The 20364-nt window shown below is 67.1% G+C and carries 15 protein-coding genes; 9 read left to right on the top strand and 6 right to left on the bottom strand.

Annotation, left to right across the window (positions count from 1 at the left end; genetic code table 11):
- Window positions 1–20: 20 nt before the first annotated feature.
- On the top strand, window positions 21–836 hold the full coding sequence (locus ACFWO8_RS10225) for a hypothetical protein (RefSeq protein WP_378947258.1): 816 nt from the start codon (window positions 21–23) through the stop codon (window positions 834–836).
- On the opposite strand, the gene ACFWO8_RS10220 is transcribed toward ACFWO8_RS10225, so the two are convergent.
- On the bottom strand, window positions 837–2300 hold the full coding sequence (locus ACFWO8_RS10220) for a CCA tRNA nucleotidyltransferase (RefSeq protein ID WP_378947254.1): 1464 nt from the start codon (window positions 2298–2300) through the stop codon (window positions 837–839).
- A 575-nt stretch (window positions 2301–2875) separates the two neighbouring features.
- Here ACFWO8_RS10220 and ACFWO8_RS10215 point away from each other — a divergent pair.
- The 8 genes from ACFWO8_RS10215 (at window position 2876) to ACFWO8_RS10180 (ending at window position 15535) form a co-directional block, all read left to right on the top strand.
- A complete protein-coding gene (locus ACFWO8_RS10215) occupies window positions 2876–3331 on the top strand; it encodes an NUDIX hydrolase (protein ID WP_378922054.1) in 456 nt (151 codons plus the stop codon).
- Window positions 3328–5787: a DUF6049 family protein gene (locus ACFWO8_RS10210; protein WP_378947251.1), complete on the top strand. Its 2460-nt coding sequence runs from the start codon at window positions 3328–3330 to the stop codon at window positions 5785–5787. The genes ACFWO8_RS10215 and ACFWO8_RS10210 overlap by 4 nt, the downstream gene beginning before the upstream one ends.
- Before the next feature lie 1512 nt (window positions 5788–7299).
- Window positions 7300–10920: a murein biosynthesis integral membrane protein MurJ gene (locus ACFWO8_RS10205; protein WP_378948187.1), complete on the top strand. Its 3621-nt coding sequence runs from the start codon at window positions 7300–7302 to the stop codon at window positions 10918–10920.
- A gap of 356 nt (window positions 10921–11276) precedes the next feature.
- Window positions 11277–11873 carry an RNA polymerase sigma factor SigM gene (sigM, locus tag ACFWO8_RS10200; protein ID WP_378922081.1) on the top strand — a complete coding sequence of 199 codons (597 nt, stop codon included), beginning with the start codon at window positions 11277–11279 and terminating at the stop codon, window positions 11871–11873.
- 95 nt (window positions 11874–11968) lie between these two features.
- Window positions 11969–12724 (top strand): hypothetical protein, encoded by a 756-nt coding sequence (locus ACFWO8_RS10195; protein WP_378947248.1) that lies wholly within the window; start codon window positions 11969–11971, stop codon window positions 12722–12724.
- A 129-nt stretch (window positions 12725–12853) separates the two neighbouring features.
- Window positions 12854–13840, top strand: coding sequence for a thioredoxin-disulfide reductase (gene trxB, locus ACFWO8_RS10190; RefSeq protein ID WP_378947245.1), 987 nt, complete (start codon window positions 12854–12856; stop codon window positions 13838–13840).
- Window positions 13841–13857: 17 nt separating this feature from the next.
- Window positions 13858–14190, top strand: a complete 333-nt coding sequence (trxA, locus tag ACFWO8_RS10185) for a thioredoxin (protein ID WP_378947242.1) — start codon at window positions 13858–13860, stop codon at window positions 14188–14190.
- A gap of 133 nt (window positions 14191–14323) precedes the next feature.
- Window positions 14324–15535, top strand: a complete 1212-nt coding sequence (locus ACFWO8_RS10180) for an N-acetylmuramoyl-L-alanine amidase (RefSeq protein WP_378947239.1) — start codon at window positions 14324–14326, stop codon at window positions 15533–15535.
- A gap of 57 nt (window positions 15536–15592) precedes the next feature.
- On the opposite strand, the gene ACFWO8_RS10175 is transcribed toward ACFWO8_RS10180, so the two are convergent.
- The 5 genes from ACFWO8_RS10175 to ACFWO8_RS10155 all read right to left on the bottom strand — a co-directional run bounded on the left by ACFWO8_RS10175 (window position 15593) and on the right by ACFWO8_RS10155 (window position 20343).
- Window positions 15593–16318, bottom strand: coding sequence for a GNAT family N-acetyltransferase (locus ACFWO8_RS10175; RefSeq protein ID WP_378947236.1), 726 nt, complete (start codon window positions 16316–16318; stop codon window positions 15593–15595).
- An 80-nt stretch (window positions 16319–16398) separates the two neighbouring features.
- Window positions 16399–17430 (bottom strand): ParB/RepB/Spo0J family partition protein, encoded by a 1032-nt coding sequence (locus ACFWO8_RS10170; protein WP_378947233.1) that lies wholly within the window; start codon window positions 17428–17430, stop codon window positions 16399–16401.
- A 33-nt stretch (window positions 17431–17463) separates the two neighbouring features.
- A complete protein-coding gene (locus ACFWO8_RS10165; protein WP_378947230.1) occupies window positions 17464–18459 on the bottom strand; it encodes a ParA family protein in 996 nt (331 codons plus the stop codon).
- A 515-nt stretch (window positions 18460–18974) separates the two neighbouring features.
- Complete coding sequence (gene rsmG / locus ACFWO8_RS10160; protein WP_378947227.1) at window positions 18975–19721, bottom strand: 16S rRNA (guanine(527)-N(7))-methyltransferase RsmG; 747 nt, start codon at window positions 19719–19721, stop codon at window positions 18975–18977.
- Between the two features lie 85 nt (window positions 19722–19806).
- Entirely contained in the window at window positions 19807–20343 is a 537-nt protein-coding gene (locus ACFWO8_RS10155; protein WP_266294803.1) for a R3H domain-containing nucleic acid-binding protein, read from the bottom strand.
- Window positions 20344–20364: the final 21 nt, after the last annotated feature.

Below are 20364 nucleotides of genomic sequence, written 5' to 3'. Positions count from 1 at the left end.
CAAGTACGCTCGGTGCCATCATGGCCACGTATTTCGATCCGAAGTCCTGGTCACTGGCGGGCGCTGTCGATATGGGCAAACGCCTGCTCGACCCCTCCTGGATCGACCAGTGGCTCGGCTTCACCACGTCCTGGGCCGACCCCGTCGCCGACCTGGGTTCCGGCACCGTCACCGCGCTCATGCCCGATGTGCTGATGACCGTGCTCAGCGAGGGCATCCTCAGCCGTTTCGGCGGTCAGGAGATCAGCGCCACGCTGCTGGGGCACGACCTCACCGCCACCCTCGACACCTTCAAGGTGCGCAGACGCGGCGCTCACTTCCAGAGCAAGACGGTGCTGTCGAACCTGGTCTGGGACTCGCACCCCTTCGACACGGTCACCGTGGTCGCGCACGGCGTGCGGCTGATTCCCGGTGTGCCGACCAAGGTCCGGGTCCAGCAGCTCGATATCGAGGGCACCATCGGGATCGGCGCGATGACGGACTGGGTGGACGCCCAGAACCTGGACTGGCGGGTGCGGCTCGACGATCGCGGACAGATCGTCGCGACGCATCGCACGCGCAAGATGCGGGCGGTCGTCGACGGGCAGGTCTACGACAACCTGCTCACCCTCGATATCCGCAAGGCCAGCTGGTACGGCATCCGGCTCCCCAAACGCGTCGTGCCCGCACCCGCACTGCTACTCGACGACCTGCCCAACCGGGCGAGCATTTCCTACGCGCACCGTCGCGGCGACGAGGTGAAATTCCGGCTCGAACTGCCGGAGACCACCGGCTCGTTCGACCTGACCCAGATCCGCGACGCCATCATCGCGGGAACAACGCTGATCATCTTCTGATCAGGGCTGGGTATTCCACCATTCCCGGAGGGCTTCTTCAGCTTCTTCCCTCGTCATCGGACCGCGGTCCAGACGCAGATCCTTCAGGAACTTCCACGCCTTACCCACCTGCGGACCCGGCGGCAGACCGAGCAATTCCATGATCGCGTTGCCATCGAGGTCCGGCCGCACCCGCGCCAGATCCTCCTGCGCGCGCAGCGTGGCGATCCGGTCCTCCAGCTCGTCATAGGTCGAGCTCAGCGCGGCGGCGCGACGCTTGTTGCGAGTGGTGCAGTCGGCGCGCACGAGCTTGTGCAGCCGATCGAGCAGGTCGTCGGCGTCGGTGACATACCGGCGCACCGCCGAATCCGTCCACTGCCCCTTGCCGTATCCGTGGAAACGCAAGTGCAGAAACACCAGGCGCGCAACCTCTTCGGTGAACGCCTTCGGATACTTCAGCGCCCGCATCCGCTTGCGCACCATCTTCGCGCCGACCACCTCGTGATGGTGGAAGCTGACGCCGCCCGCAGGCTCGTTGCGCTTGGTGTCGGGCTTGCCGATGTCGTGCAGCAGCGCCGCCCAGCGCAACACCAGGTCGGGGTCGCCTTCCTCCTGGTCGATCGCCTGCGAGAGCACCGTCAAAGAATGCTGATACACGTCCTTGTGCTGGTGGTGCTCGTCGATCTCGAGCTTCATCGCGGGCACCTCGGGCAGCACCCGCTGCGCCAAACCTGTGTCGCACATGACGTTGATGCCGTCGATCGGGTGGTCGGCACCGATCAGCTTGTCGAGTTCGGCGCGCACCCGCTCGGCGGTGATCCGGTCGATCTGATCGGCCATCTCGATGATCGCCGCACGCACCCGCGGCGCCACCTCGAACCCCAGCTGGGCGACGAAGCGCGCGGCTCGCAGCATGCGCAGCGGATCGTCGTCGAACGAATCCTGCGGCGCCGCAGGGGTATCGAGCACACCATCGAGGAGCGCGTCGATCCCGTTGAGCGGATCCACGAATTCCAGCGACCCGTCGGCAGCGATCTTGACCGCCATCGCGTTCACCGTGAAATCGCGCCGCACCAGGTCGCCGTCGAGGGTGTCACCGAAAGTGACCTCCGGATTGCGCGAGACCCGGTCGTAGGTATCGGCGCGGAAGGTGGTGATCTCGAGCTGCTGATCATCCTTGGCCGCGCTGACCGTGCCGAAAGCCAGGCCACCGGTATCCCACAGGTGATCGGCCCACCCACGCATCAACTCCTGCACGACCTCCGGCCGCGCATCGGTGGTGAAATCCAGGTCGTTGCCGAGCCGGCCGAGCACCGCGTCACGCACGCTGCCACCGACCAGATAAAGACTGTGCCCCCGCTCGGCGAACATCCCACCCAACGGCGCCAAAACATCGTTGAGCTGCCCCAAAGTCACCGCCGCCCCCGCCAGCAGGCGAGCACGACGATCCGCCACAGCATCAGGGACAACATCGGGAGAAACCACAAAGGCACTTTACCGACCCCGTCGAATCCGTTCCCCGCAGTCCGCCATCACCACCTATCCCCAGCCACCCCCACCCGCCATGACCACACCGCACACCGTCGAGTCCGCCATAACCGCACCCCAAACCACACCGTGCACCCCAGATCCGCCATGACCGCACCCCCAGCCCCGCACCCGCGACCCCTGGGGAGCGGCGGCCACGAAGTGGCCGGTCCGCGGCCGGGTCGCCGATCAGGGCTCGAAAGCGCTACGCCGAAGGCGTTAGTCTCGAGCCCTGATCGGCGGCCCCTCAGGGCCGCGGACACGCGCGCGCCAGCGCGCCAAAAACACAGCGTATACAGCCCTGGGACTACCAAACCCTGGTCATCCCTTACCAACCCCACCTACCAATAGCCAGTTCCGCACACACCTCCCGTGACTACCGAACAACAAATCCCAACCCCGCACCCTCGACCGCGCCCGCACTCAATATGCACAGCTAAGCTGGCGAGGTGTCTCCTCCGGCCGATCGCGCGAACAGTCGACGCCGCCAGCCGCGGCGGCGCGGTTCGGCGAACACTGCCGGCAAACCCCGCATGCGCACCGTCCGGGAAACCTCGGCAGGCGGGCTGGTCGTGGAAGGCCTCGACGGCCCTAAAGACCAGCGCACCGCCGCCCTGATCGGCCGCACAGATAGACGCGGCCGACTGCTGTGGTCGCTGCCCAAAGGACACATCGAGCAGGGCGAGACCTCCGAGCAGACCGCGATCCGCGAAGTCGCCGAGGAAACCGGGATCGACGGCGAAGTAGTCGCCGAACTCGGCAGTATCGATTACTGGTTCGTCACCGAGGGCAGACGGGTACACAAGACCGTGCACCATTTCCTGCTGCGATGTCTCGGTGGTGAGCTGTCCGATGCCGATGTCGAAGTCACCCAGGTTGCGTGGGTTCCATTGAGCGAGTTGGATTCCCGATTGGCCTACGCCGACGAACGGCGGCTGGCCGAAGTGGCGAATCGATTGATCGACCGGATGGAGACCGGCAAGCGATGACGGGTGGACTGATCCGGCTGATCACGGCGGTCCTGACCATCTTGGGTTCGATGACGCTGCTGCCCGCGGTCGCGCACGCTCAAGCGGACGGGTCGGGAACGCCGAAGTTTCTCAAGCTGACCCTGGACGCGGTGGCGCCGGGCACGGTCACCACCGGCAGCGACCCGAAGCTGACCGTGTCGGGCACGGTCACCAATATCGGCGACCGGGTCGTCGACGATGTGAGCGTGCGAATCCAGCGGGCGGCCGCGATTGATTCGCCGAGCGGGTTGCGTAGTTCGCTGCGCTTGGACCAGGTGAACTACGAGGTGACCGGTCCGTTCCAGGATGTGGCGCCGCAGTTGAGTCCCGGTCAGCGCAAACAGTTCTCGGTGAGTATCGCGTTGCGCGCCGGCTCGGAGGCCTCGCTCGGACTGACCGATCCCGGTGTGTACCCGCTGCTGCTCAACGTCAACGGCGAACCCGCCTACGGCAACCAGGCCAGGCTCGACGACGCGCGCTTCCTGCTCCCCGTGCTGGGGCTGCCCGGCACCGACGACTTGAATCCACCGGTCGGGGCACCGCCGGACGCATCACCCGTCGCGACCACGATGATCTGGCCGCTGGCCGACCGGCCGCGCATGGTCGCGGGTAAACCCGGCGCGGTGAACGGCCAAGTCGAACTGCTCGATGACGAACTGGCGGCCTCGGTCGGCAAGGGCGGACGCCTCGAACAGCTCGTCGCCGCGCTGGAGTCGGTGGCGCCGACGCCGGGCAAAGACAAGGGTGTGGCCGGATCGGTGTGTATCGCCATCGATCCCGACCTCGTCTCGACCGTGCAGACGATGACGCGCGGCTATCGGGTGCTGGCGAGTCCGTCGGATCCGAGTGGCGCGACCAGGGAGGGGACCGGGGCGGCGAACGCGCAGGCCTGGCTCGACCGGTTGCGCGCGCTGGCCGGTTCGATGTGCACGGTGGCCTTGCCGTTCGCGCAGGTCGACCTGTCCGCGCTGGCCGCGGTGAACGATCCGGGGCTGTCGGCGCGGGCGCTGCTCGCGCCCGCCGATGTAGTGGACTCGATCCTCGGCACGCAGTCGTTGCGCGGGGTGAGCCTGCCCGACGCGGGCAGCATCGACGATCCGGCCGGGCAGTTGTTGCGCCGGCACGGATACGGGACGGCGGTGCTGGCCGGTACGGCGGTGTCGGGCGACGGGTCGCCTGCCGATACCGACAACGCGCTCACCTCCGCGCCGACCACGCTCGCGCCCGGTGTCGTCGTGGGTGGGGAACAGCCCGCGCCCGATGTCGTGCGGGTGCCGGGTGTGAGCGTCGAGCCGCCCGCCGGTGCCGCCGTGGGAACCGATCCCGCGCTGCACGTGACCACCTTCGATATCTGGTCGGCGACCGCGCTGGCCGCGGTCGGTTCGAGCCCGCCGACACCGTCGTTCACCCCGTCGAAGGTGCGTTTCGACGTCACCCATGACTCGCGGGCGGCCCGATTGCAGGACGCGCTCGGCGCGATGGCGTGGAGCGCGCTCAATCCGTCGCCGGACCGGCCGCGATCGCAGTTGCTGATGCCGCCGCAGCAGTGGAGTGCCAGCCGGGAGGAGGGCGTCGCGCTGCTCAAGCAGGTCGAACTGCTCACCCGCAACAACCTCGCGAGCCCGCGCGCCTTCGCCGACCTCGTCGCCCAGGCACCCGATCCGCGACCGTTCGCACTGGAGTATCTGCCACGCGCCGCCCAGGACGCCGCGCCGGACGAGTTCATCGCACCGATTCACGCCCAAGGTGCGCGGGTGACCGAACTGATGCGCGCACTGGTCGAACTGCCCGAATCCGAGCTCACACCGCACGCGTTCCTGACCCCGGCGCGCGAGGATCTGCTGCGCGCGCTGAGCCTGTCCGATCGCAGGGGCGACAACGACACACTCGCCGACCTGCACGCCCTACGACGCATCGATCAAGCGACCGACGAACTGGACACGATGTTCTCCGCCGTCTCGGTGCTGCCGCCGGGCGGGGTGTACACGCTGGCCTCCGAGCAGAGCCCGTTGTTGCTGGTGGCGCGCAATGAACTGCCCGTCGCCATCCGGGTGATGTTCCGAATCGAAGCGCCTGCCGAGACGAACATCACCGATATCGGCGAACAGCTGCTTCCGCCGTCCGGTACCCGGTCGTTCCAGATTCCGACCGAGGTGAGCGACAGCCGTAAGCTGGTGATTCCGATCGCCCTTACCACCCCGGACGGGATAGCGCTAGGAGAGGCGACGTCGGTCTCGGTGCGCTCGAACGCCTACGGTCAGGCGCTGGCCATAATTACCGCATGTGCCGCGATACTGCTGTTGCTGCTGGCTGGGCGCCGCCTGCTGCGGCGGTTCCGCGGGCAACCCGACCCCGCCGACGAAGGGTTCACCCCCGAGACGGTGGAACGGGCGGGTCGGCTGCGGCGCGCACGTCAGCGACTGCAGCGGCAGTGAACGCCCGCGCCTGACGCGCGGTCAGGGCACCATGACAGACAAGGACGAGAGTGGCACTGGTGAGCGAAACGCTCATCGGACCGGCGGGATTCGCGGGTCACGCCGGGTACAGGAGGCATGATGGGCGACGATGATTCCGCTCATCGGCGTGACCACGACGACGACCCGACCCTGCGCCGGGCTCCCAGCGCACCGTGGGAACGTGGGATGACGGCCGGGCAGGACGCCGATCGCGACGAGGCTGCGCCACCCGTGGATCGGCCGGGTCGCCCTGGTGCTCCCGGTCATCGACCCGACTTCGCCGCCCCCCGAGACGGGCGTCCCGGTGATCCAGGGTTCGATCCGCGGGCGATGCCTCGTCATCCTGATGCCGGCCCACGTCATCCCGCAGAGCGATCCGGTGCCGAACCTCAGCCCCCCTTCGATCAGACCGGTTACCGGCCGGGTTCCGCCGACCCGGGCGCACCGGTGCCGCCCTCGGCTCAGCGCACCCCCCGCCCCGCCATGCCGCCGGGTCAGCCGGCCTATCGCCCTGAACCGCCGCCCGGATACCGCCCCGGACCGGACCAACCGCCCGCTGGACACCGCGCCGGACCGGGCCGACCCGGTGCGCCCCAACCGCCCGGCGGCTATCGCTCCCCGGATCCGCAACGTCCGCCGCACGGCGAGCGGCCCGGACAGGTCCCGAACCCCCGTCAACAGCCGCCCGGCCCGGCGAATCGCTCGGGTGAATTCCCGCAGCAGCAACGCCCTGTACCGTCCCAGCGCCCCGGCGTAGTCGGCCCTTCCGGCGCACCACAGCACCCTGCCGGCCCGCCCGGCCGCGCCGGCGAGCCACTTCGTCCAGCCGCATACGACCCCGACGGTCGCCCCGTGCCTCCACAGCAACGCCGAGCGCCCGGTTCCGCAGGGCGCTCAGGTGAGTTTCCCCAGCAGCAACGCCCCGGCTCAGGTTCCGGCGGTCGTTCGGGTGAATTCCCCCAGCAGCAACGCCCTGGCTCGGGCTCCGGCGGTCGTTCGGGTGAGTTCCCGCAACAGCAGCGCCCCGGCTCGGGTTCCGCCGGGCGTTCAGGTGAATTCCCGCAACAGCAGCGCCCCGGCGCCGGACAGGACGGGTTAGCCCCGCGGCGGCCCGGACCGAACCCTTCGGGCGAGTTCCCCCAGCAACGCCCGGTCCCGCCGCGTGGTGCGCAGTCCGGCGCCATTCCGAGACAGGATCGGCCCGATCAGGCCGGTATGCGCCGACAGAACTCCCCGGAGCAGGCAGGCGGGCGCCGACCGGGTTCCCCGGAGCAGGGGCGGCCGGTGCCGCCGCGTGCGAGTTTTCCCGGTATGCCCGCCGCGGATCTCGCGCGAGATGGGCGTCGGGCAGGCGCTGGATTCGGCGAGCGCGGCCGGGGCGCGGGCGGTTCGCCTGCTGGTGATCGGTCGGCGGAGCGGACTCAGGTCATCGCCCGGCCGAAGAAGGTGGCGGCCGAACCTGCTTCTGCTGAAAAAGCGGGCGGCACACCGATGAGTGCCAACGCGAAGCTGCTCAAGGACTCGGGTTCGATCGCGGTTGCGACGCTGATCAGCCGGATCACCGGGTTCGCCAAGCAACTGCTGCTGCTGACGGTGCTCGGTCCGGCCATTGCCAGCGCGTTCATCTCCGCGAACCTGATCCCGAATATGATCGCCGAGCTCGTCCTCGGCGCCGTGCTGACCGCCATCGTCGTGCCGACCTTGATTCGCGCCGAGCAGGAGGACGACGACAACGGCGCCGCGTTCGTGCGCAGATTGGTGACAGCGGCCTTCACTGTGCTGTTCGTCGCCACCGTGCTGACCTTGGCGGCCACGCCGATCCTGGCCGGTCACGTACTTGTCTCCGCCGACGGCAAGGTGAACACGAACCTGACCGTCGCGCTGACCTACCTACTGGCACCGGCGCTCCTCTTCTACGGCATGTCGGCGTTGTTCACCGCGATCCTCAACACCAGACATGCGTTCAAGCCGGGTGCGTGGGCCCCCGTGATGAACAACGTGGTCGCGCTGACAGTGCTGGCGGTCTACGCGCTGACACCCGGCGAGATCACCCTCGATCCGGTGCGGATGAGCGATCCGAAACTGCTGGTTCTCGGCCTCGGTATCACCGCGGGCGTAGCGACACAGGCGCTCTGTCTGCTGCCCGCGATCCGCAGGCACGGGATCAACTTGCGTCCGCTGTGGGGCATCGACGCGCGCCTCAAGCAGTTCGGCAAGATGGGCATCGCGATCATCTTGTACGTGCTGATCAGCCAAGTCGGCTTGGTGGTCGCGAACAACATCGCCTCCTCGGCCGACGAAGCGGGTCCCGCGATCTTCGCGAACGCATGGGCGCTGTTGCAGCTGCCCTACGGCGTCATCGGAGTAACCCTGCTCACCGCGATCATGCCGAGGCTGAGCCGCAGCGCCGCCGACGACGACACGCCCGCGGTGGTCGACGACCTGTCCGTAGCCACGCGCCTCACGATGATCGCGATGATCCCGATCGTCACCTTTATGACCCTCGCGGGCCCGGAGATCGGCCAGGCGCTCTACGGCTACGCGCGATTCGCCGGGGACGCCGAACGGCTCGGCGATGCCGTGAGCTGGTCGGCGTTCTCGCTCATCCCGTATTCGCTCGTGCTCATTCATTTGCGGGTGTTCTACGCGCGCGAGCAGGCATGGACACCGACCTGGATCATCCTCGGCATCACGACGATCAAGATCCTGATCTCGGCACTGGCACCGGTCATCGCCCGCGACAGCGACGACGTGGTGATCATCCTCGGTGTCGCCACCGGCCTCGGCTTCACCGCGGGCGCCGTGATCGGCGGCGTGCTGCTGCACCGCAGTCTCGGCGACTTGCGCATGATCAATGTCGGCCGAACTGTGACCAGAGTGTTGCTCGCCTCGATCGCCGGCGGCGCGGTGATGCTGATCGTCGATACGGTGACCGGACTCGACGGTGTCTCGGGTGGCGCGGGCTCGCTGCTGCGCGTCGTCATCGATGCGCTGGTCATGTTCTCGGTGGCGTTCGGCCTGATGCGTCTGGCCGGTATCCCCGAGGTCGTCGCCATCACCGTCGCGATCTCGCGCAAGCTCGGTATCACCCCGCCCGCGCCGGATCTCGGGCTCGACGACACCCCGGCCGACGACATCTACGCGACCACCGTCCTGCGCCGTCCCGATACCTACGGATTCCCCGCTTATGGGCAGTCTTTGGACACTCAGACCATGGTTCTGCCCATCATCCGACCGGGTGCTGTTGACAGCACCGGTAAAGCACAGTTCCCGTACGCTGTTCCGCAGACCGACACGGGTTTTCAGGCCGAAGGAGGACCGAGGGTGAGCGATGACGCGGTGGGCGGCGTCCCGGCCGCTGATTCTGCGGCGCGCGCGGCAGCAGGAATGTCCACCGAGGTCGGGCCCGATGCGCCGAACTCGACGGATTCCGAGCATACCGACGCGCCCGACGAACGCGATACGCACGACGAAGACGCGCGTTCGGCCATGCCGCCGCACGATCCGACATACGACACCGGCATGTTGCCGATCCCACCCCAGGTGCCGCAGAACGCCGCGGCCAACCGTGCGCAGCGCGGCCCCAAGCTCATCCCCGGCGCGTCCGTCGCGGGCGGCCGGTACCGGCTGCTGGCCGGTCACGGCGGTGCGCGTGGGCTGAGGTTCTGGCAGGCACTCGATATCAAGCTCGATCGTGAGGTCGCGCTGACCTTCGTCGACGCCGATCAGACCTCCAGCGAGAACTCCGGTCACGACGGCCCGCAGGCGGTGCTGTCGCGCACCCTGCGACTCGGCCGGATCAATTCGCCCGGCCTCGCCAGGGTCCTGGACGTGGTTCGCGGCAGCTCCGGTGGCATCGTCGTGGCCGAGTGGACCCCCGGCCGTTCGCTGCGCGAGATGGCCGAGACCGTGCCGTCGCCGATCGGCGCGGCCAGGGCCATCAGGGCACTCGCCTCGGCGGCCGAACTCGCCCACCGTGGCGGCGGCTCGCTGTCGATCGATCACCCCGATCGGATCCGGATCAGTGCCTCCGGTGACGCCGTCCTGGCGTTCCCCGGCACGCTCGGTGATTCCGACGCCCAGGGCGATGTGCGTGGCCTCGGCGCGATGCTCTACGCCCTGATCACCGCACGCTGGCCGATTCGCGTCGGCGGCGTCACCGGCTCGGCGGCCACCATCGGCGGGCTGAGACTGGCCGATTTCGGGCCCGACGGCACCCCGGTGGAGCCGCGGCAGATCCGGCCGGAGGTGCCGTTCGAGATCTCGGCCGTCGCGGTTCGCTCGCTGGAATCCAACAAGGGCGTGCGCACCGCTGCCACCGTGCAGCACGTGCTCGAGCAGGCCTCGGTCGTCGACCAGAAGACCGACTTCATTCCGGTCTTACGGCTGGGTCAGCGGGCGGTGGCCCCCGGTGCCGATTCGCTCGCCGACCCGGAACTGCTCGCCGCCGAGCGGGAACGCTCCAAGCGGATGATGTGGATCATGGTCGCCCTCGGCGTGCTCGCGGCGCTGGTGGTCGGCGTGCTGATCTGGTGGATGGTCAGCATCTTCGCGCCCGGCGCGTCGGACAAGCCGCTGGACCAGCAGATCAATATCGGGCTCACCTCGAGTGTGGCGCCGCCGCCCGCGGCGTCGGCACCGCCCGCCGATGACCCCGCGGCACCGCCGACGAGTGTGCCGGTGCCGGTCACCGGTGCCGCGGTGTTCTCCCCGGAGGGCACGCCCGATGGCGCCGCGGCGGCGGGCGCGGTGCTCGACCACAACGCGACGACGGTGTGGCGCACCGATCAGTATTTCCAGCAGTTCCCCGCCCTCAAGAAGGGCGTGGGGCTGCTGGCCACGCTGCCGACGCCGGCGAAGCTGACCAATGTGTCGATCACCTCGCCCAGCGCGGGGAGCACCGTCGAGATCCGCACCTCGCCCACCGAGGCGCCCACCCTCGACCAGACCCAGCTGATCGGTTCGGCCAAGCTCGGTGACGGGGTCACCGATATCGCCGTGCAGACCGATCAGGCCGCTCGTTTCGTGCTCGTGTGGATTACCGGACTGGCGAATTCGGGCGGTCAGTTCCAGACCGCGATCGCCGACGTCCGCTTCGACGCGGCCCCTTAGTCCGTAAAACCCGGACCGCACCCCTCCCACCTCCGGCCTGAGCGGTGTACCGCGTGGACAAGTCCCGCGCGCTCGTCGACCTCGTTTCTGGCCTATCGACGCAGGTGGTCGATCATTTCTGGGCCCGTCGCCGATCTTCATCGAACCGCGGTCCGGTTGGTGCGTAATTGTTATCAACGATATGATCCCTGCGCGCTCTCGGTTGGGAGTTACCCAGGATTTGTCGACGTCGATCCTGGACGCCGCGTAGTAGTCAGGTGATGGATCGGGCTTGTTTCGCCGACTTGAAGTCGCCGTAATGAGCGCTGTCCAAGGGGTCAGTTTTGTCGCCGGATGTCAACGAGCAAGTCCGCGGTGTGCCACCGCGGCAGGTCGCGCCCAGCGTCCGCTCGTTCCTGGAGAACGGCAGCGACAAGCAATTGCTGGCCGCCCACGTGCGCGGGGAGCCGCACGTCTTCGCCGAACTGCTGCGCAGGCACTCCGACCATCTCTGGCAGACCGCGCTGCGCACCTCCTACAACCGCGAGGACGCCGCCGACTGCCTGCAGGACGCCCTGTTCTCGGCCCATCGCACCGCAGGCTCGTTCCGTGCCGAATCCGAGGTGCGCAGCTGGCTGCACGCCATCGTGGTCAATGCCTGCCTCGACCGGATCCGGCGCAACAAGACCCGTCGCGCCGTCTCGATCCTGCCCGACACCATGCCAGAGGCGATCGACCCGCATGATGCGTTTGCTCACTATGAACTGTCCACCGTTGTGAGCGAAGCGTTGTTCACCCTCCCTGACGAACAGCGGTTGGCGCTGGTGATGACCGAGATGGAAGGTCGCAGCGTCGCCGAAACCGCCGCTGCGCTCGGCGTGGCGCCGGGCACGATCAAGAGCCGATGCGCCCGAGCGCGCGTACGTTTGCAAGAACGTTTGGAATTTTTCCGGGATCCAGGGAACCGGATGTAGTCGGGATGCGTCATTAACAGTGACGAACAAGTCAGCGATGTAAATCCTGCGATCCGATATCGACAGAACAGGGGAGGTGCGAGGTGTCTCGATCCGTGCCGCAGCCTCCGTTCCCGTCGGAACTGCTGGCCGATCTGCATGCCGACAATCTCGCGCCCGAACTGCGCGAGCAACTGTGGCCCGTGGTCCGCACCGACGTAGACGCGCTGCACTACCTGAACAAGCTCGACGAGGTGAACACCCACCTCCGCACGCTCGCCACCGACGAGCGGGTCATGCACCGCATGCCCGACGACGTGGCCGACCGCATGTTCCGTTTCGTCGCCCAACTCGACGCGGGGGACGGGCCGACCGACCGAATCACACCGCTGTCGGTCGTTCCCGAGGCACCTCCCGCCGAGCCAACCGCCGGCGCGGCCCCAATCTCGCTGGACCGCTACCGTTCCCGGCGCCGACTGGGGCTACTAGCCGCGGCCGCCGCCGCGGTGGCCGTCCTGGCGGGGGCCGGTGCCGTGTTCAGCACATTCGACACCACCGAGGGCACCCCCACCGCCGCGCCGTTCACCGAACCGGCGGCCGACGACGAACTCACTACCGCCGCCGCACTGCGCGCACTGGGCAAACGCGACGTGATCGGCCCGCTGGCCGACGACGCCGCACTCACCCGCTGTGTGCAAGCCAACGGCATCGACCGGGCAGTGCTCGGAGCGTCGAATATCACCTTCCGTGGCTCCGACGCCGTTCTCGTCCTCGTCCAGGGCGTCGAGGCCCCCACCATCACCGCTCTCGTTGTCGGCACCGGCTGCACCACCGGCACCCCCGAACAGCTCACCCTGCGTGACATCGGCTGAACTGACCCGTACTCCTGGCCGGGCGAAGCCGAGAACCGCGGCACCCGCCGCAGAATGAACACAGGGAACAACACCGATTAGGGTGTTGTTGACTGACACGTCCCCAGATTGCTTTTTCGGAAGGGCCCTATGAGCACGCCAGTTCGCGACCTGATCATCGTCGGCTCAGGACCCGCCGGCTACACGGCGGCCGTATACGCCGCCCGCGCGGAGCTTTCGCCGCTGGTCTTCGAGGGCACCCAGTTCGGTGGCGCCCTGATGACCACCACCGAGGTGGAGAACTTCCCCGGTTTCCGCGACGGCATCATGGGTCCCGACCTCATGGAGCAGATGCGCGACCAGGCCAAGCGCTTCGGCGCCGAGCTGCGCACCGAGGACGTCGACGCGATCGATCTGTCCGGCCCGGTGAAGAAGGTCACCGTCGGTGACGAGACCTTCGAGGCCTACGCCGTCATCCTCGCGATGGGCTCGGCCGCGCGCTACCTGAACGTGCCGGGGGAGCAGGACTTGCTCGGCCGCGGGGTGAGCGCCTGCGCCACCTGCGACGGTTTCTTCTTCAAGGGCCAGGACATCGTCGTGGTCGGCGGCGGCGACTCCGCCATGGAGGAAGCGACCTTCCTCACCAAGTTCGCCGCGAGCGTCACCATCGTGCACCGCCGTGAGGAGTTCCGTGCCTCCCGGATCATGCTCGAGCGCGCCAAGGCCAACGAGAAGATCAAGTTCCAGCTCAACTCCGAGGTCGTGAAGGTCAACGGTGAGAAGAGCGTCACCAGCCTCACCCTGCGCGACACCCGCACCGGCGAGGAGTCCGAGCTCGACGCGACCGGTCTGTTCGTCGCCGTCGGCCACGACCCGCGCAGCGAACTCGTCAAGGGCCAGATCGCACTCGACGGCGAGGGCTATGTGCAGGTGACCAATCCGGGTACCGCCACCGACGTGGCAGGCGTGTTCGCCGCGGGCGATCTCGTCGACCACACCTACCGGCAGGCGATCACCGCCGCGGGCACCGGCTGCCGCGCCGCGATCGACGCCGAACGCTGGCTCGCCGAGCAGGGCGACATCACCGCCAACACGCTCGACCACGCCGACGGCCCGGCCGCCGTGCGCACCAACTGATTCAAGGAGATACACCCATGGCCGACAGCGCCAACACCATCACCGTCACCGACCAGTCCTTCGCTGATGACGTCCTGCTCAGCGAAAAGCCGGTGCTCGTCGACTTCTGGGCCGACTGGTGCGGCCCGTGCAAGATGGTCGCCCCCGTGCTGGAGGAGATCGCGGGCACCCACGCCGACAAGCTGACCATCGCCAAGCTCGACACCGAGGCCAACCCCGGCATCGCCCGCGACTACCAGATCCTCTCGCTGCCCACGATGATCTTGTTCCAGGGCGGCAAGCCGGTGAAGCAGATCGTCGGCGCCAAGGGCAAGGCGGCACTGCTGCGCGAACTCGAAGGCCTCATCTAACACAGAGCATCCGATAAAAGCGTCTCCTACCGGCCGACGCGCCGTAGGATGCCTGGACCCGGGATTCCCGCAAAGCGGCCCGGGTCTGCGACAATTGACGCCACGCTCCGGCCGAAGGAAAGGGCTCTCACGCATGCACCGACTTCGTCACGGCGATTCAGGACCAGCCGTCGCAGAGGTTCGGAGCACCCTCGCAAGCCTCGGCTTCCTGCATCTCCCGCACGTCGAATCCACCGACGGCCCGGAGTATTGGAAAGACACCGAGGCGGTGTTCGATCGGCCCCTCGATTCGGCGACCCGCGCGTTCCAGCAGCAGCGCGGTCTCCTCGTCGACGGGGTGGTCGGTCCGGCCACCTACCGCGCGCTGAAGGAAGCCTCCTACCGGCTGGGTGCTCGCACGTTGATCTACCAATTGTCGGCACCGCTCTACGGTGACGACGTGGCCACCCTGCAGCGCAAGCTGCAGGACCTCGGCTTCTACGTGTACCGGGTGGACGGGCACTTCGGTCCGCACACCCACGACGGGCTCAGTGCGTTCCAGCGCGAGATCGGTCTGTCCGCCGACGGTATCTGCGGGCCCGACACCTTGCGCTCGCTGGATCTGCTCGGCGCGCGCGTCACCGGCGGCAACCCGCACCGCATCGCCGAAGAGGAAGTGGTGCACCGGGCAGGTCCGCAGCTCACCGGCAAGCGGATCGTCATCGATCCCGGATTCGGCGGCACCGACAAGGGTTTCGCGGTGCCTACCGAATTCGGCGACGTCTACGAGTCGGAGATCCTGTGGGATCTGGCTTCCCGACTCGAGGGCCGGATGGCCGCCACGGGCATGGAAACCTTCCTGTCCCGGCCATGGGGCGCCAACCCCACCGATGTCGAACGCGCCGATACCTCCAACGCCTTCGATGCCGATCTGATGATCTCGCTGCGCTGCGCGACGAGTGACAACCCGTCCGCGAAGGGAGTGGCCGGCTTCTACTTCGGCAACTCCCACGGTTCGGTCTCGATGATCGGTCAGGTGCTCGCCGGCTTCATCCAGCGCGAAGTGGTTGCCCGAACCTCGGTGCAGGACTGCCGGACTCATCAGCGCACCTGGGACCTGTTGCGTCTGACCAAGATGCCGACCGTCCAGGTCGACCTCGGCTACCTCACCAACGACTACGACGCCTCGGTGCTCACCAACCCGCGCATGCGCGATGTGATCGCCGAAGCGATTCTCATCTCGGTGAAGCGGCTCTACCTACTCGGCCAGGACGACCAGCCCACCGGCACCTACACCTTCGCCGAGCTACTCGCCGAAGAACTCGCTGCCGCCGACGCGGGCCACGTTCCGGCCCCACGCGTCTAGCTTCGTCAAAGACCAACGGCCCCGCGGTTTCCGCGGGGCCGTTCTTGTTGTCTCGGGTCAGAGCACGCCGACGCGCGACGGTGGTTCCATCGAGGCAGCTGCGAGGAGTTGGTCGAGTGCTCGCTCGACGTCTTCCTTCCAGCCGTGATCGGAGTTGAGCTCCAGCCGCAGGCGGGGGAAGCGGTGATGCGGGGCCACCACTTCGAAACCGACCTCGGCGAGGAAATCCGCGTCGATCATGCAGGTTTCGGGAGTGCACCGGGTCGCGGAGGACGGGTCGCGCAGTGGCGCCGCGATCCGTTCCATCAACCGCATCGACGATCCGAAACCCCGATCGGCCACCGAACTCGACGGTGGGCCGTTGCGAATGCCGAATGCCTCCAGCGCCCGCACGCCACGACGCACCAGATCGGCCACCACGGCCTGAACCAGGCGATGGGCTACATCGGCCTCGTCATAGGGGAATTCGGCCTGCAGCGTGGTCAGCAGGACCGCGTCCGGGCTCACGGGGGAGGTAGGGAACAGCGCGGAACGCGGCACCGCACTCGGAGGCGAGTACAGCGCGCAGCCCGCGAGGGTGTTCTCCACGTGGGCCACCTGCCCGCACGAACCCCACTCGAGCATCACCGTCGAGAGCCAGGCTTCCTTTTCGAAGACCGGATCGCTGAACGCGTGCGAGTCGGCGGCGACGGCCGGGTCGAGCTCCCAGAACACACACCGTCGGGTGTGCGCCGGGAGCTGACCGAGCCCGTCGAGAGTCAACGCCGTGACGCTGGTCGACACTGCTCTGTTCAGCCTCCAGCTATCGGATTCATCCACGCTCACGCCACATCACTATCCACAGTACGTGCCGCCTCTTTCAGTCACAGTGACGTTTCGGGGCCGACTTGCTCCATCAGCGCCACAATGCGCTCGAGATCTTCGACGGAACCGAACTCGACAACGATCTTGCCCTTGTTCTTACCGAGGCTGACCGTGACCCTGGTGTCGTAAGACCCCGAGAGTCGTTCGGCAACATCCTGCAGTCCCGGCATGTGGATCGGTTTGCGTTTCGGCGCCGGGGGAGCGGTCGGCGAGGGCTCGCGATTCGCGAGTTGCACCGCTTCCTCGGTAGACCGAACCGACAGCCCTTCGGCGACGATCCGCGCCGCCAATACTTCCTGTGCGTCCGCGCCGGCATCCAAGCCGAGCAGCGCCCTGGCGTGTCCGGCCGAGAGCACCCCGGCGGCCACCCGACGCTGCACCGGAATCGGCAGCTTCAGCAAGCGAATCATATTCGTCACCACCGGCCGGGATCGACCGATTCGCGAAGCCAACTCCTCGTGGGTGACATCGAATTCCTCGAGCAGCTGCTGATAGGCCGCCGCCTCTTCGAGGGGGTTCAGCTGCACGCGGTGAATGTTCTCCAGCAGCGCGTCACGCAGCATCGAGCCGTCGTCGGTGTCGCGGATGATCGCCGGGATAGTGGCGAGTCCGGCCTCCTGGCACGCGCGCCAGCGGCGCTCGCCCATGACCAACTGGAACTTGTCGACGCCCGGTTCGACGCGACGCACGACGATCGGCTGCATGAGCCCGAACTCGCGAATCGAGTGCACCAGCTCGGCGAGTGCGTCTTCTTCGAAGACCTGCCGCGGCTGCTTCGGGTTCGGCTTGATCTGATCGGCCGGGATCTCGCGGTACACCGCGCTGCCGGGGGAGACCAGTTCGGCTTCGGGCTCGGGTTCCGGCTCGGCGTCCGGGACCCGATGCAGGAATGCCTCGGCGGGCTGCGGGCCGATCGGGTTGATGCCGATCACGCTCGCCGCGGCACTACTCAAGCCCGGCGCCACGGCCGGACCCGTCGGGATCAATGCGGCCAACCCGCGACCGAGACCGCCCTTTTTCGCCTGACTCATCGGCTACCGATCCCTTCCTCGTTCCAACTCACGCTACGACGCGTCTTGCTTCAGCTGCGCACGACTGGCGAGCTCGCGTCCCGCGTCCATGTAACTCATCGCACCGCGGGAGCCTGGATCGTAATCGAGCACGGTCATCCCGTAGCCCGGCGCCTCCGAGACCTTCACGCTGCGCGGGATCATCGACTTGAGGACCACGTCGCCGAAGTGGTTGCGCACCTCCTCGGCAACCTGATCGGCCAGCTTGGTCCGGCCGTCGTACATCGTCAGCAGGACGGTCGACACGTGTAGTTCCGGGTTGAGGTGCGCCTGCACCAGCCCGATATTGCGCAGCAACTGGCCGACACCCTCCAGCGCGTAGTACTCGCACTGGATCGGGATCAGCACCTCCTTGGCCGCCACGAGCGCGTTGACCGTGAGCAGACCCAGCGAGGGCGGGCAGTCGATCAACACGTAATCGATGTCGAATCCGACCATGCTCGCCTCGCGAATCGCGGTCTTCAACCGGCCTTCCCTGGCGACCATCGAGACCAGTTCGATCTCCGCACCGGCAAGGTCGATAGTGGCCGGGACGCACAGCAGACGCTCGCTGTGCGGGCTCACCTGAATCGCGTCCTTGACCGCCACTTCGCCGATCAGCAACTCGTAGCTGGACGGCACACCCGAGTTGTGCGCGACGCCCAGCGCCGTACTCGCGTTCCCCTGCGGATCCAGATCGACCACAAGGACCGTCATTCCCTGGTGCGCTAGCGCCGCAGCGAGATTGACCGTCGTAGTCGTCTTGCCGACGCCGCCCTTCTGGTTGGCGATAGTGATGATTCGTTGCTCGCGAGGTTTCGGCACAGTGACCTTTCCTGGATGCAGAATCTGGCTGGCGCGTTGCGCTTCCGCCGCGATCGGGGTCTCGGCCGGGGAGATATGCCCGAAAGGAGTATTCCCGAACGTCTCCGCGTCGAAGCTGCTGGAATCCAGCATCCCCGGGACCCGCGACGCTGTTTCCCGTGAAACATTCGCCGGACCGCTCGACATAGATTGCTCCTAACCCGAGAAACTTCAGATCACGTATCCCCGACGAACGTCGGCGCCGTGTCGTCACAAACAAACTGTGTCGGTGGAGAACTCGAAGACTCGAGGAGGGTGGCTCACTCCCGCCCGACTCTGACAGCTTGCCAGCCCCAAGACAGTTAGGAAAGCTGAATCGCGGCACGCCGACAAGGACACGCCTATTCCGCCTCTCCGAGCCTTCAGCGTGCCGTCCGGTAGTGCGGCCGTTCTCCTTCGGCCTCGCGTGATGCGGGTCGCCATTGGGAGGTGGCCGAGGAGTTACCCATGTCCTCGCGAGATCATTCGGTTGCGTCCCGCCGATCAATCTCCGCAGCGAGGAACAGTCCGTGTTCCACGTGAAACACTTCCGCTCCGCGAACGCGACACCCCTCCGCAACTAACGAAAATAGATCCGCCTCAAGCCCATACAACAACCCTCGGCACGATTCGTCACGTTACGAAACATGCGAATCCGCTCGGTGGACGAAATTTCAGGCCGATCAGGATTCGCGACGCTTCCGAGACTTCTTCTCTACCCCGGCGGCCTTCCGTTCGCTGCGACGCGTCGGACGCTCGGCACGGGGGAGGAGTTCGGCACTGATGACGAGGGTGGGTATTTCCACGATGCCGGCGCCACAACCGACGACGCGGAGATCGGTGGCGCCATCGCGGATCAACTCAGCACCATCCCGCTCGAGTTCTTCGGCGGCGCTGGTTCCTTTGAGAGCAAGCATGCGGCCGTGGTCGCGGAGAAGGGGGAGCGACCAGTGGGCGAGTTTGGCGAGAGGAGCGACCGCGCGCGAAGTAACGACATCCGCACCGCCCGCTTCCTTGATCACCCCGGACTGCTCCGCGCGACCACGAACCACAGTGACATCCAGCCCGACTTCTTCGATGAACTCGCTCAGGAAGATCGTCCGACGCAGCAGCGGTTCCACGAGAGTGATGCGAAGGTCGGGCCGGGCGATCGCGAGAGGGATTCCGGGAAGCCCGGCGCCGCTGCCGATATCGACCACCGAAGCGCCTTCATCGATCAGCTCGCCGATGACGGCACAGTTGAGAATGTGGCGCTCCCACAGCCGGGGAACCTCGCGGGGGCCGATGAGACCGCGTTCCACGCCGGCCGTCGCCAGCGCCGCGTAGTAGCGGCGGGCGATGTCCAAGCGGTCGCCGAACACCCGGGCAGCGGCGGCGGGCGGTTCCAGCTCGTCGGACGGCGTGCCCAGTTCTCGTTCCACGTGAAACATCCTTCTCCGTTGAGGGCAATGAAAAAGCCCCCGGTCCGAGACCGGAGGCCTAATCACATCATTCGTGGTTACGGCGGGGGTAAGCCTACTCGGGCACTACCACCACGTGACGATTCGGCTCGACGCCTTCGCTCTCGCTCGCCACGCCATCGATATCGGCCACGGCGTCGTGCACGATCTTGCGCTCGAACGGAGTCATCGCCGACAGCGCCTCGGGCGCGCCCGACTCGAGCACCCGCTTCGCGGCGGCGACGCCGATCTCGCTCAGATCGGTCCGGCGCTGTGCACGCCAACCGGCCACATCGAGCATCAGCCGGCTACGCACTCCGGTCGCCTGCTGCACGGCGAGCCGAGTCAGCTCCTGCAGCGCGTCGAGTACTTCACCGTTGCGCCCGACGAGCTTGGTCAGATCACGGCCGCCGTCGATGCTCACGATGGCGCGGTCGCCCTCGACATCGAGGTCGATATCGCCGTCGAAGTCGAGCACGTCGAGTAGCTGCTCGAGATAGTCGCCCGCGATCTCGCCCTCTTCGATCAACGCTTCTTCGGCGTCGTTCACGACGTCAACAGCAGTTGTCGCCACAGTGGCGTCCCCTCCGTCGGTCTCGGTCTCAACAGTCATTGGATTCCCTCTATCCGATCG

The sequence above is a fragment of the Nocardia sp. NPDC058480 genome (assembly GCF_042720495.1).
Classification (GTDB): domain Bacteria; phylum Actinomycetota; class Actinomycetes; order Mycobacteriales; family Mycobacteriaceae; genus Nocardia.
The sequence above is the reverse complement of the archived record's forward strand: the minus strand, read 5'-3'. Positions and strand labels throughout refer to the sequence as shown.